Origin of the sequence: Flavobacterium kochi (assembly GCF_048286715.1) — a bacterium.
Lineage (GTDB): Bacteria > Bacteroidota > Bacteroidia > Flavobacteriales > Flavobacteriaceae > Flavobacterium.
Window position 1 is genome coordinate 113,042 of the sequence record NZ_JBLVPW010000016.1, and the last position, 12,488, is coordinate 125,529.

Genomic DNA, 12,488 nt, shown 5'->3' on the forward strand with positions numbered 1-12,488 from the left:
ACCTAAATTATGCTACTCCCTTATAATCTTTGTATTAGTTTTGATTTTAATCTTTGTATTTGTTTTGATTGTGTTATTTTCCAAAATCTTTGCGGGTTTTTCCAAAATCTTTACGGGAAATTTCCTCTCATAAGGGAATTTTCGACAACTACCCAATCTATCACCATGATCTAAGTGTTCCTGAACAAATATCCTGTTTATACATATCTCTTCTCCGTGGTGACAAAGCAGCACTTTCTCTAGTCCTTTGCCGCATCGCACATCATGAACATTGATGATTACATTATCGGTCCGACAATAGCCATTAGCATCAGTTACTTTCAGTGTATAAATGGTAGCAATTTCCGGACAAACCTGTGTAGTATTGGATTGAGGGGAAGAGCCTCCTGGAGACCATGAATAACTATAAGGCGCAACACCTCCTGTTGCCGTTCCAGTCAATTGTGTACAGTTTGAATACCCGAGAAAAACAGATTGATCCGGACCGGCATCGGCACCGGCAATGGAATTTTCAAAATCGAACACAGTAGTTACGCCGTAAATGCCAATCCTGAAATTATCAACATTGACCTTAAAATTTGTGACATAAGCGGTAAGTCTGATCCCTCCTAATACCCCGGTATTAACAATCTTGGTATTTTTATTTTCCTTCACCTTCAAATAGGAGGCGATATCATAAAATGGCCCCCCCCCGGCAGGGTCCGGAGGTGGAGAACCAAGCCACCAGGTGCCAACCATCGCATTCCATGTTTGCCAGACATTTTCTATTATAGGCTCTGTTTGAAATTGTGGTTCAAACACAAGGTTATCATCTATATCGCCATCATCATCGAGATCAATTTGCAGGACGATAAAAGGAGCATTTTTAAGATCACTGCGAGATTGTATAAGAGTACTATAGCTGAATTCTGTAAAAGAGGACAACAAAGAGCCAGCATATAACACGTTTCGCATTCTGACATAATCTTGTGGTGTATATACTTCAAGACTGCCAGATCCCAATCCCATTAGAGGGGGCGGTTGATCTTTAAATAATACAGTTCCCCCAAGATCTATTAGTGTTGTACCCATCCATTAGGACTGCACTCAGTAACCTTGACGGTATTTTGTGAAAACAATTCAGTGCTAAAAAATAATCCGACCAGGGTGAGACCAATAAAGAAATATTTTTTCATAAGGCAATGATTTAGAGTTAATTATGTTAAATTTACAAAAAAACAAAAAAATCATAGGTAAATGCGTTCGGCTAAAAAATAAATCTTGTGACAACCTCGCGTCCAATTTCATTAGAAATAAATGGTAGCTTGCTTATAATTTAACTATAAGTAGAAATTTTCGTATATTATCCGTTAATTATGATTTAATGTGCGTAAGAAAAAACTCTACTTGTGTTTTAGAGGTATTGAGAGAAGTAATATTTAGGTGATAAAATAATTTTGGAATACAGAGTGAACACAACCGATTTTAGTACAAAAGAAAAACAACCTTTTGGAGATATGCTGCTTTTTACGGTCAATTTTCTAAATAAGAGTTTGGTTATTGAAATTGATTCTTTTGTGAATTTCTTAAATTCTAAAGTAAAATTCACATGTTATTATAATTGTTTATTTTTGGGTTTCAAAAGCATTAATATCTAACAATCTTGGAATACTAAAACGCATACGATTTGTATTTTTTTTATACTAAAATAGCTTTGCCAACCCCAGTAAACACAGGGATTTGAAAACTGTTTTCAGATTCATAACCCTGAGGTCCCGAGTTCAAATCTCGGTCTTGCTACCAAAGCAAACCCTTAAACAGTAATTCTTTAAGTTTTTTTTATTGAAATTATGTTTCGAAAACACAGACCTAAGACCTCTCAAGTGAGGAATTTTATAAATTGAAACAAGACTTCTTGTTAAGCTTTAAGCAGAAAAGGGATCAATAAAATGTAGATTTTAATTAATACCTTTTGAATTTTAACCAAATATTTTAATTTCCAAAGCAGATAGTGCTGTTCGGATTAAATAATACTCTTTTAGAACCCCATCCGTTGAATTAAAGAAAAGAGTTTAGCATCCTTATATTATCTAAGGATTTGTGTTTACATCAAATCAAAACACTATTTTTACCACGCAATATAATAGAGAACAGACGAAGATAGATAAAACAAAAAGAATGTAATAAAAACTGAACTCGATCAGAGAATGTCAAATGCCTAAAAAGAGTAATGGAACAATATGGATATAGTCAAATTTAAAATCACGTCGAAAACGATAAAAGTTGAAGTTCGCAATTCGAATAATTATGTTTTTAATTTTAATACCGCTTTAGAAATTGAGAAAGAGGATCGAGAGGTTTTATTAAGATTATACAATGCGTTAGACCTTCTTTTTAAGAAAGAAAACACTAGTGAAGTAAAAAATTACATTTCACCCAATCAAACGAATATACTCGACCAGATAGCCGCTGTTGGCGATTTAGAATAGAGAGTTTAAGAAAAAAGCTAACGATTTGAGCTGCCAAAAGGTGTGCTCACAGGTTTGTAATATTTTCCTTTAGGCATAGTTTTGCAATCTTACCTGAAGCTGCCATGCGATTCAATGTCTTTATTACAGCTTGTTTTTTATTCACCTCTGTAGTAAGGTCAGCATAGATAAAAACATATCCTTTTGGAAATTTTTCTATGGTAAAGGCTATATAATCAGTAGTTTTCATGCAAGACTATTTACTACAAATACATAAAAGTGTCTAGTTTATTTTACAAAAAACTGGAATTTGGATTACATAATAGATTTGGGGCTGGTCTAATGGACTAATTTTATCAAACGCCATAGACTTGGATTCGAACCATTCCTTAAAAATTATATTCCCAAACATATCAGGAAGTGAATCAGCAATCATTGGTGGTAGACCTCTAAAGGCAATACCTTCGTATTGGCTAAATATCTGAGGATGTTTATGTCGCTTAAAAATATAAGGAAACATCCTGCTGTATTTCCCCGAATCTAAAAAATCTGGATTATATTGAAAATAACTTCTTTTTTCATCAATACTATAACCCAATTTACCAATCTCGATTCCAAAGACAAAAACATCTATAAGTCCACTAGCTGCCATAATTTAGTATAAAGAATTAATATTATTATCAGAAATATTAGAATCAATTGCATTATAAACATCTTCCAGCATATCAAAATGATTCACTACCTTTAATAAAGTATCAAGAGTAACATTTTTACCGTCTTCTAGTTTTCTAATTGTGAGTCGTGACATCTCTAAGGCTTGTGCTAAATCATCCTGAGACAATCCATACAAACGTCGCTTCTGTTTACACCATTCACCAATCTTAAGTTTTACATCTTTAATATTAGTTGTACCCAACATACATAGTATATTTTAATATACAAATATAGCCAAAATTATACTATTAGTATACTTTAACATACAAAAACTATATTAATCGTATGTTTTTAATATAGTTTAGAATTGAAAAGCTATTATATTCATTCCGTTTTTATATGATTCGAATTAAATAAAGTATAAAATCAATAACGGTCTAGCATCAAGACATTATTAATCACAATTTATTTGGTTATTTTTATTTAGTTCACTATATTTTCCTGTTCATTTTAAATGAACACAATAAAATAATGAACAGATCATGAGATGTTGGCAGTAAGATTTAACAACCGTCTCCGTTGACGATTTTTCGGTCGGGAATAAAGCTGCCCTGATAAAAACACTTTTTACCAAATGGCAAATGCTCAAAGAATAACTATCACTAACTTCCTCCCATGAAAGAATTTATAGATTACATTTTGCAGTTTGGTAATTTAAACCAACAACAAATAGACTTCATTTCCAAAAAAGCGAACGAGTTTGAACTTCGCAAAGACGAATACTATTGGGAAGCAGGAAAGATGGTAAAGCAGATTGGTTTTATTACAGAAGGTGTTCTTCGGGTATATTATTATACCAATAAGGGCGAAGAAAACACACGTTACTTTATTGATGAAAATCATTTGATTTTAGATGGACATACTTCTGAAGTAAACTATATTCCTTCCGAATACCTGCAAGCTGTTACTGATTGCAAACTAACCCTATTTTCAAAACAGGATTGGAAAGAAATTTCCGATACCATTGTTGGATGGGATAGCATCATTCAAAAAATAACTGCAAAACACCATAGGGAGAAATTAGAAAGAAGAAGCCAATTGATTTCGCAAGATGCCGCTACGCGCTATCTTGAGTTTATTGAAAAATTCCCAACTTTAGTAAATCGTGTACCCCTATCTTTCATAGCGTCTTATTTGGGCATTACACAATCTTCATTAAGCAGAATAAGAAAAAATATTCGCTAAATCACTTTTTGCCATTTGACAAGTCTTGTTCATTTTGTATTACTGTCCTTTGTACCAGAAATTTAAAATTTTAAAAAATGAATAAAAGAAATTTAGGAAGCAACGGATTAGAAGTATCTGCACTGGGCTTTGGTTGTATGGGATTAAGTTTTGCTAATGCACCTTCAAAAAATGAAGCCATAAAATTATTGCGTTCCGCTTTTGAACACGGCATTACTTTTTTTGATACAGCCCAAGCTTACGGAGACAATGAAGAATTATTGGGTGAAGCCCTTGCTTCGTTTCGCAAGGAAGTAGTCATTTCTACCAAATTTGGTTTCAAGCAAGGCAAGACAATGTTGGGAATGGACAGCCTTCCTGAAAATATTAGAGCCGTTGCAGAAGCATCTTTAAGGCGGTTAAAAACCGATTGTATTGATTTATTCTACCAACACAGAGTTGACCCTAATGTACCTATTGAAGATGTTGCAGGCACAGTAAAAGATCTGATACAAGAAGGTAAAGTAAAGCATTTCGGTTTATGTGAAGCAGATGCAGAAACTATCCGGAAGGCACACGCTGTTCAGCCTGTTACTGCTTTGCAGAGTGAGTATTCTATGTTTTTTCGTGAACCAGAAAAAGAAATAATATCAACATTAGATGAATTGGGTATTGGTTTTGTTCCGTTCAGTCCATTGGGAAAAGGATTTCTTACAGGAACTATAAATGCTGACACAGAGCTTGAAAAAACTGATGCCAGAAATATGTCGCCTCGTTTCAGCAAAGAAAACAGAGAAGCCAATCAAGCATTAGTTGATTTAGTTGTTGCTATTGCGAAAGGTAATAACGCAACGCCTGCACAAATTGCATTGGCTTGGCTCCTAGCTCAAAAACCGTGGATTGTCCCAATACCCGGCACAACAAAATTACATCGCCTACAAGAAAATATTGGCGGAACAAACATTTCTTTGCCAAACAATGAACTAAACAAAATAAATGCAGCATTGGCGACAATCAAAATTTTAGGCGACCGTTATCCTTCACAAATGCAGGCGAAAATTGGCAAGTAATTAAACTGGTCTCGCTACCAAAGCAAAAACGTTTTTTTTTATCTTTAAAATTTACAATATCCTCAGACCTCAAATGCAGGAGTGAGGTATGGGAGTGAGGAATTTTATAAATCGAGATAAAAATAGTACTAAGCATTAAATAGAAAAGGTATATATGAAATGTAGTTTTTCATTTATACCTTTTGACTTTAGCCGAATATTTTAATTTCAAAAGCCGTTAAGATTGTCGGATCTAAGTAATATTCTTTTAGAACACTATCTGTTGAATGAGACCTTTACCTGTAACTTATTCTAATAAATATCCTTATTCTGAAACGATCCATATTCGGGTGGAGAATAAACATAACTCAAATTGTTATGAGGATACTCAGATAGAATTACAGACTAAAGCTTCTTTTAATTTAAATAAAATCCCCGATTTATATTCCTGTAGCCCTACCGGAAACGGATATGCGGTATTTAATCTGTCAAAAACAAGTTCACTTCTAGTTGATGATCCTACTCTTTATCAGTTTTCATATTTTGATAGTAATCAAAATGACATAAGTGCTTTTATATATGAATCGTATCAGAACTCTAAAAAAGACTATGAACAAATAACAGTTAAGGTTACTAATAGCAGTACTTTTTGCACTGTAGAAACAAAAATACATCTAAATGTTTCTACTAGTCTTGATTGTGATTTGGAAAACAATGGGGATCCTTTACTGTATACTATCCCGAAATTTTTCACTCCAAATGCTGATGGCATAAATGATAGCTGGAAAATTACTGAAATAACTGATCCAAATTACAGCATCTATATTTATAATCGTTATGGAAAACTTTTAAAAACTTTGGGTTATAATGAAGGATGGGATGGAACTTTAAATGAAAAACCCTTACCGTCTACAGACTATTGGTTTCAAATAGTATTTGTGAATGGAACCAATAAAACGGGTCACTTTTCATTAAAAAGATAGGGGACATCAATGTTATTATATCTTAATTAAAATTTAAAAAACTCATTCTGTCATACTTCCACTTAGCCAACATGTCGCTAATAAGTTCCCGTCCCCATAAGCACGGTGAAAACCGTAAATAAAACAACTGAATTGCGAATCAAAATTATGTTTAAATGCTGTGAAAAACGTCATAGGCGGATACCAAACTAATTTTTAACCTCGATTTATTCACTAACGAATAGTAGTATTCATTTTTTCATCAAATGAATCTTCTAATTTATTACTATTTATTTCATTTATTTTTCTCAGTTGTTTATTTGTTTCCAAATTTTTGGACAAAAATCATCTTTATACATCAGTCGATTCGTTCGAACGGGATTGACGCGATTGGTAAGAACAATTAAAAACCTGTTTTTATCGGGACTCACAAAGAAAAAAGTCCCTGTAAAACCTGTATGCCCAAAATGATTTTTCAGATAAAATTCATCTGGTTTACGTTTGTCAAAACCAAGTCCCCGATAAATTCCTTCTTTGGCCAGGGGCGATTTTGTAAATTCTCTGATGACATTGGGTTTTAAAACCTGTTTGTCATTGTATTTTCCTCTATTGAGCAACATTTGGCAAATTACTGAGATGGATTCAGCATTTGCAAATAGGCCTGCATTTCCGGAAACGCCTCCTAAAATAGCGGCTGCTTCATCATGAACATAGCCTTGGATGGTATCTTTTCTAAAGAAATTATCAATTTCTGTTGGTATTATGGCTTCCTTCGATGTCCATTGTAAAGGATTGTATCCAATTTTTGAAATACCCAATTCCCTATAAATTTCTTTCGCCAGTCTATCGAGCGTTATACCCGTTTTCTCCTCCATCATTTTTTGTACAAGAATCAAATTCAAGTCGCTGTACAAATATTTGCCCCGTGGATTTGTTTTGGCTAGGGCTATTTTTTCATAAACCGTTTTAAAAAATCAGGATTCAACCACATATTTTTATAGATCTGAACATAATTCTCTTTGGGTACAAAAGAAAGGTATTTCTTGTCGTAAACAATATTTTTATTAACATAAACATTGTCAAACAACTCCGGATAATTATCCGATTTCTCTTTGTTTAACAAAGGCACTCCATCAGCAGTTGATAACAGACTTTGATAAAAAGTGATTCCTGGTTTTAGCCCCGTAGTATGGGTCAGTAATTCAAAAAGAGTCAGATCGGCAATAGGTGTGTTTTTATAAAAAGAAACCACTTCTCCAAGGGTATCGTCTAATCTCATCTTATTCTCTCCTACCAAACGCATTGCTACAACGGTAGCTCCCAACACTTTTGACATAGAAGCTAAATCGTAAACATCGTCTGCTCCTACCCGTTGTTGTTTGGAGTAATCGTGATACCCGTAATTTTTTGATATAAAAATGGAATCTTTACTCCCCACAATAACTTGTGCTCCTGGAAAAAACCCTTTGTCGAGTGCATTATTCATCATCGAATCGACGTATACTTCATTTTTTTTGGTGTCAAAATGCGCCTTCTTTGAAGAGCGACAACCAAATGCTAAAAGGACAAACAATGCAAGAAAAATTAATTCCGGTATCTTTTTCATTCTATATGAATTTATGGATGAATTCTCAAATCCTGAGAAGCAACAAGAGGTTCATTATTAGTGCCCGTGATCACAATTTTAACTGCCATCACAGGTTGCTTGGGATAAATTGATGCCATTCCGTAATCAAAACCATCACCTTTTTCAAAATCAACTCCGTTATAGGAATACTCAACATAACCGTCATTCACAATAAAGCGCGGATGATGCGGAATTCCTGTCAGCACATCAATCTTAGAAGCAGTCACAGGAGCACTGAAAGTGTATAAAATCCAGTCGCCATTTGCGCAAGGAACAGCTGTTCGCAAGTAGGTTTCAATAGCATAATCTTCCAATTTTGAAAGTGGAAATTTAGGATTTTCGATCATCGAAGAGGTAACTTTTACCGTTGGTTCCAAATAGCCCGAACAATTAAAATTAACCTTGGCTGATGATTCTTTTGCCTCTTTATTTTCAATCGAAAAATCCAACCGATAGCTGTTTTTTTCATTGTAGCTGTCTATCAAAAATCGCATATGAGGCTTTGATTTTAAAGTCTTTTCTTCCGAATACGTTTTTATCAGTATATCATTTTCGAAAAGGGATACCTCTTTGATGACTCCATTATTAGCATGATCAGTCGTTGGTTCAAAATTCAAATACCAAATTCCATTTTTATCAACATTGTCAGAGATAATCTGAGATAGCTTTAGTGTTTCGACTTTAGAAGTACTCCAATTGGCAACTGCTGGTTTTTCTGCCTGAACTGCCGGGCTCGAAGAATTTTCATTAAAAAAAGTGCGGAACCTGTATTTTTCATACGCTTTGGTCTGAATAGGAGCTGTATACAATGGAGACTGTCTTGTGGGTTCATTTCCTTCTGCATCATACCGGACTACCGCTCCTTCATAAGGAGGAGTTACGGTGATAATGCCATTTTTGTACATTGCCGTTGGAGGAAAATCTCTGAAAGCAACACCCATATTGGCAAGACGTTGTAAATGACTATTGGTTAATCTTCCGTAGAAATTGTCCCAATTTCTATCTTCTTTTTTAGACCAGGCAATTTCTGATAGAGCGGTGATTCGAGGATAACTTTGGTATTCCATAAATCGTGTTGGACGGTCCAGATACTCGCTCCACAAAGCACCTTGAACCCCTTTAATCAATTTCTGTTGCTTCGGTGTTAAATCACTTTCTGGAATTGGCTCAAACGAATACACTCTTTTTGTATCTGTAATGGCAGCCCAGCGATGACCACGCTCATTTTCTGACTGAGCCATATCAAAATAAGTATATTGACCTGGAATCATAATTGTCTGACGCCCCTTTTTTGCAGATTCTATGCCGTAGCTTACACCTTGCCATGCAAAAATTTCTGTATTTGGGCTCAGTTCTCCCCCTTTCATAATTTCGTTCCAACCCGCCGTTTTTCTATTGTATTTTTCTACGATTTTTTCGATCCGTTTAAAGAAATAATTCTGAAGTTGAAAAGGTTCGGTATACCCTTCTTTTTCCATCAACGCTGTGCATTTTGAACATTGTTTCCAAGCAGCTGTATTTACCTCATCACCTGCAACATGAATGTAATCAAAAGGAAACATTCCCGCAAGTTCTTTGATAATCGAATCCAAAATTTCGAAATTTTCTTCTCGACCCACACACCACACATTTTTCACTTCCCCTTGCACACTTTTTGTTTCTTCAGTAGTAACACAAGCAATTTCCGGATAACTAGCGGTTACCGCACGCGAGTGCCCTGGGATTTCAATTTCTGGCATAATAGCAACGCCACGAGCCGAAGCATAGGCTACAACTTCTTTTATATCGTTTTGGGTATAATACCCGCCGTACCGTTTGTTTCCAGAACCGTAGGATGGCAGCAACACTTCTCCCGGTCCTCTCCAAGCCCCTTTTAAAGTCAAATCAGGCATTGATTTTATTTCCACTCTCCAGCCATTATCATCTGTTAAGTGCCAATGAAAAACATTCATTTTGTGTGCTGCCAACCAGTCGATATAATTTTTAACCGTTTCTTTATCAAAAAATTGCCTTGAAACATCGAGCATCATTCCACGCCATTCAAAACGAGGATAATCTGCTATTTTCACAAAAGGAATAGTTCCTTTTTTCACCTCTTTTGCCGAGCAAATCTGCAACAACGTTTGAAAACCATTCAAGACTCCTTTTGGGGATTTTCCCCTTACCAGAACTCCTTTTTTGGTAACACTCAATTTATAACCATCATTTGGAAGACTCATTTTTTCATCTACCAAAAATAATATTGTATTTTTTTTACGCTTATTTCCAATAGCAATTGTCGGAACAATCCCTGTGTTTTTAAAAAAACAACTTCCGATGTACTCCGAACTTTTTTCCAATTTTTTATCAATAATAAGGCGTACAGAAGAAGGTATTGTAAATACTTTTTCTTTCTGTTTAATCCTTACGGGACTTGGAATTAAATCGAGTTTTTGAGCGTGCAATACATTCAATGTGCTGAGCACAATAATCATTAACAGGAACTTTTTCATTCTATTTTGCATCAATTATTTTTATTCTAAAAAAAATTTTCTTTTTTATTTTTTTATTTTGATATAAATTCTATTGGCACGCTCTCTGTTTGTGTTGGACTCAAAGCTGTAACTGCATAGATATAGTTTTCTAAAGTATCATTCGACACATCTAATTTTGCCTCGGTTGTTACATAATAAATATTCTCAGCATTTGAGAAATCAGTTATTTTCCCTTTGGTAAATCTATAAACCACAAATTTTTTATTGTTCGCTCCTGCCTGCCAGAAAAGAAGGGTTTTATTTCCTTTTTTAACCAGTACCGCTTTAATAGGTGATTGAGGGACAATCCGGGTAATTCTGCTCGCTTCGGGCGCCAATGCTAAATGTTTATATTGTTTCTGAATCATAGGCTTTCTCAGCGTATCTCCCATTTTCAGCAAAGTAGATGATGTAAAGTGCATCGAGCCGCCTATTAAAGGCAACGACCTTATCATTTCTATTTGTTTTACAATTTGCTCCGGACTTCTCCATTCTTCATCCTTCGACGTTTTAGAAATACGATAATCACCATGCCCTATATACACATTTGCTCCGTACCTGTGTTCTCCCCACCATTTTGCCAAAACTTCAAAATCAGCTCTTTTAAAACCAATATGCCAATACAGTTGCGGGGTAACGTAGTCTATCCAATTTTCTTTTTGCCATTTCAAAATATTAGCATAGAGGTCATCATAATTTGTAACCCCTGCCACAGTATTGGAACCTTCCAAATCTTTTGTCTTGTTTCTCCACACTCCGAAAGGTGAAATTCCGAATTCTACATGGGGTTTATTTGCAATTATTGTGTCCCTGATTTGTTTTATTATCAAGTCCACATTATTTCTTCTCCACTCTTCTTTGTCTTTGAATTCTCGCGGATCTTTTTCAAATGCTTTTTGATCCGGAAAGTCTTGCCCTGTAATTTTATAGGGATAAAAATAATCATCCATGTGTACTGCTTCAATATCATAATTTCTAACAATCTCGCCTACGACAGCTGACACAAAATCTCTTGTTTCTTTATATCCTGGATTAAAATACCGAGCGGTACCATACGTTAAAAATAACTCGGGTTTTTTGAAGTATAAGTGGTCTTTTGAAAGTACTTCTTTTGTTGTGTCTTTTTGCACCCGATACGGATTAAGCCAAACATGAACGTTCATTCCCCTTTTTCCGGCCTCCTCTATCATCAATTGCAATGGGTCAAAACCTGGTGCAACTCCTTGTTTTCCCGTAATCCAATGGGAAGCGGGTTCTTTTGTAGATTTATAATACGCATCGGCGGTGGGACGGATTTGAAAAACAACCGTATTCAAATTGAACGAGCGTAAATTATCCAAAAGAGTTATCATTTCTGCTTTCATCTCTTTGTCTGACAATCCTTGTTTTGACGGCCAATCCATATTATCTACGGTAGAAATCCAAGCAGCTCTCATTTCTCTTTTGGGGCTTTCTTGACTAAAAAGGTTTATTTGAAATAATAGAATAATTACTAGTAGTACGTTTTTGCTATTCATAATTTACTTTTCTGGATTAAAAACAAACGTGATTTATAATGTATAACAACAATCCTGAACTATACAGGTCGTCCTTTTGAGCAATTTATTTCAAACCAAAAATCGGAACCGGATGAAAGCCCTTTCTATTTGCTGCGTCAAAAAAGGAAATCCATGAAAATAACAACCAGCTAATCCTATAATCAAATGCCAACTATAAAAACAGGCAGGGTAATTGGTTTTAATAACAGTCCACCCAACCTTCTTTTAATTTATTTTTAGTAATAAAAACGCTTGAACGCTTCAATAGCTTCGTATTCTGCCAAACCTAAATCGTCGTAAATCTTTGCCGTATTCTTATTGCGGTCTTCGGCTCTGACCCAAAATTCTCTGGAGTCATTTCCCTGAAACATCACCCTGTCTTTTTGAGATTGGTGGTATAAAATGGCATGTCTTTTTAATAAAACTTCATCCGGGCTTAAAGGGACAGCCATATCTATTTCGTGAATATCCCAT

Annotated in this window: 12 protein-coding genes and 1 pseudogene; 4 read left to right on the top strand and 9 right to left on the bottom strand. The window is 35.0% G+C overall.

Annotation, left to right across the window (positions count from 1 at the left end; translation table 11 throughout):
• Positions 1-12: 12 nt before the first annotated feature.
• Positions 13-1,071, bottom strand: a complete 1,059-nt coding sequence (locus tag ACNQGH_RS15130) for a SprB repeat-containing protein (RefSeq protein WP_417956856.1) — start codon at positions 1,069-1,071, stop codon at positions 13-15.
• A 1,148-nt stretch (positions 1,072-2,219) separates the two neighbouring features.
• Here ACNQGH_RS15130 and ACNQGH_RS15135 point away from each other — a divergent pair.
• Positions 2,220-2,468, top strand: a complete 249-nt coding sequence (locus tag ACNQGH_RS15135) for a hypothetical protein (RefSeq protein WP_417956857.1) — start codon at positions 2,220-2,222, stop codon at positions 2,466-2,468.
• A 46-nt stretch (positions 2,469-2,514) separates the two neighbouring features.
• On the opposite strand, the gene ACNQGH_RS15140 is transcribed toward ACNQGH_RS15135, so the two are convergent.
• The 3 genes from ACNQGH_RS15140 to ACNQGH_RS15150 are packed head-to-tail and all read right to left on the bottom strand — an operon-like array spanning position 2,515 to position 3,366.
• A complete protein-coding gene (locus tag ACNQGH_RS15140) occupies positions 2,515-2,697 on the bottom strand; it encodes a hypothetical protein (protein ID WP_417956858.1) in 183 nt (60 codons plus the stop codon).
• Between the two features lie 33 nt (positions 2,698-2,730).
• Positions 2,731-3,099, bottom strand: coding sequence for a HipA N-terminal domain-containing protein (locus tag ACNQGH_RS15145; RefSeq protein WP_417956859.1), 369 nt, complete (start codon positions 3,097-3,099; stop codon positions 2,731-2,733).
• A gap of 3 nt (positions 3,100-3,102) precedes the next feature.
• Entirely contained in the window at positions 3,103-3,366 is a 264-nt protein-coding gene (locus ACNQGH_RS15150; RefSeq protein ID WP_417956860.1) for a helix-turn-helix transcriptional regulator, read from the bottom strand.
• Between the two features lie 410 nt (positions 3,367-3,776).
• Here ACNQGH_RS15150 and ACNQGH_RS15155 point away from each other — a divergent pair, with 410 nt between their 5' ends.
• The 3 genes from ACNQGH_RS15155 (at position 3,777) to ACNQGH_RS15165 (ending at position 6,357) form a co-directional block, all read left to right on the top strand.
• Positions 3,777-4,346, top strand: coding sequence for a Crp/Fnr family transcriptional regulator (locus tag ACNQGH_RS15155; RefSeq protein ID WP_417956861.1), 570 nt, complete (start codon positions 3,777-3,779; stop codon positions 4,344-4,346).
• Positions 4,347-4,423: 77 nt separating this feature from the next.
• Positions 4,424-5,395, top strand: a complete 972-nt coding sequence (locus ACNQGH_RS15160) for an aldo/keto reductase (RefSeq protein WP_417956863.1) — start codon at positions 4,424-4,426, stop codon at positions 5,393-5,395.
• 266 nt (positions 5,396-5,661) lie between these two features.
• Positions 5,662-6,357 carry a T9SS type B sorting domain-containing protein gene (locus ACNQGH_RS15165; RefSeq protein WP_417956864.1) on the top strand — a complete coding sequence of 232 codons (696 nt, stop codon included), beginning with the start codon at positions 5,662-5,664 and terminating at the stop codon, positions 6,355-6,357.
• Positions 6,358-6,644: 287 nt separating this feature from the next.
• On the opposite strand, the gene ACNQGH_RS15170 is transcribed toward ACNQGH_RS15165, so the two are convergent.
• The 5 genes and pseudogenes from ACNQGH_RS15170 to ACNQGH_RS15190 form a co-directional block, all read right to left on the bottom strand.
• The gene (locus tag ACNQGH_RS15170) at positions 6,645-7,214 is read right to left on the bottom strand and encodes a serine hydrolase (protein WP_417956866.1); all 570 of its coding nucleotides are present in this window, start codon (positions 7,212-7,214) and stop codon (positions 6,645-6,647) included.
• 68 nt (positions 7,215-7,282) lie between these two features.
• The gene (locus ACNQGH_RS15175; RefSeq protein ID WP_417956867.1) at positions 7,283-7,942 is read right to left on the bottom strand and encodes a serine hydrolase domain-containing protein; all 660 of its coding nucleotides are present in this window, start codon (positions 7,940-7,942) and stop codon (positions 7,283-7,285) included.
• Positions 7,943-7,953: 11 nt separating this feature from the next.
• Positions 7,954-10,455: a beta-N-acetylhexosaminidase gene (locus ACNQGH_RS15180; protein WP_417956868.1), complete on the bottom strand. Its 2,502-nt coding sequence runs from the start codon at positions 10,453-10,455 to the stop codon at positions 7,954-7,956.
• 53 nt (positions 10,456-10,508) lie between these two features.
• The gene (locus tag ACNQGH_RS15185; RefSeq protein ID WP_417956869.1) at positions 10,509-11,993 is read right to left on the bottom strand and encodes a glycoside hydrolase family 10-like protein; all 1,485 of its coding nucleotides are present in this window, start codon (positions 11,991-11,993) and stop codon (positions 10,509-10,511) included.
• Positions 11,994-12,250: 257 nt separating this feature from the next.
• Positions 12,251-12,488: pseudogene (locus tag ACNQGH_RS15190) on the bottom strand (glucosamine-6-phosphate deaminase); the annotation flags it as partial.

Coding starts and splice junctions, on each gene's coding strand:
- ACNQGH_RS15130 (WP_417956856.1), bottom strand. CDS start 1,071: ATGGGTACAACACTAATAGATCTTGGGGGAACTGTATTATTTAAAGAT.
- ACNQGH_RS15135 (WP_417956857.1), top strand. CDS start 2,220: ATGGATATAGTCAAATTTAAAATCACGTCGAAAACGATAAAAGTTGAA.
- ACNQGH_RS15140 (WP_417956858.1), bottom strand. CDS start 2,697: ATGAAAACTACTGATTATATAGCCTTTACCATAGAAAAATTTCCAAAA.
- ACNQGH_RS15145 (WP_417956859.1), bottom strand. CDS start 3,099: ATGGCAGCTAGTGGACTTATAGATGTTTTTGTCTTTGGAATCGAGATT.
- ACNQGH_RS15150 (WP_417956860.1), bottom strand. CDS start 3,366: ATGTTGGGTACAACTAATATTAAAGATGTAAAACTTAAGATTGGTGAA.
- ACNQGH_RS15155 (WP_417956861.1), top strand. CDS start 3,777: ATGAAAGAATTTATAGATTACATTTTGCAGTTTGGTAATTTAAACCAA.
- ACNQGH_RS15160 (WP_417956863.1), top strand. CDS start 4,424: ATGAATAAAAGAAATTTAGGAAGCAACGGATTAGAAGTATCTGCACTG.
- ACNQGH_RS15165 (WP_417956864.1), top strand. CDS start 5,662: ATGAGACCTTTACCTGTAACTTATTCTAATAAATATCCTTATTCTGAA.
- ACNQGH_RS15170 (WP_417956866.1), bottom strand. CDS start 7,214: ATGATGGAGGAGAAAACGGGTATAACGCTCGATAGACTGGCGAAAGAA.
- ACNQGH_RS15175 (WP_417956867.1), bottom strand. CDS start 7,942: ATGAAAAAGATACCGGAATTAATTTTTCTTGCATTGTTTGTCCTTTTA.
- ACNQGH_RS15180 (WP_417956868.1), bottom strand. CDS start 10,455: ATGAAAAAGTTCCTGTTAATGATTATTGTGCTCAGCACATTGAATGTA.
- ACNQGH_RS15185 (WP_417956869.1), bottom strand. CDS start 11,993: ATGAATAGCAAAAACGTACTACTAGTAATTATTCTATTATTTCAAATA.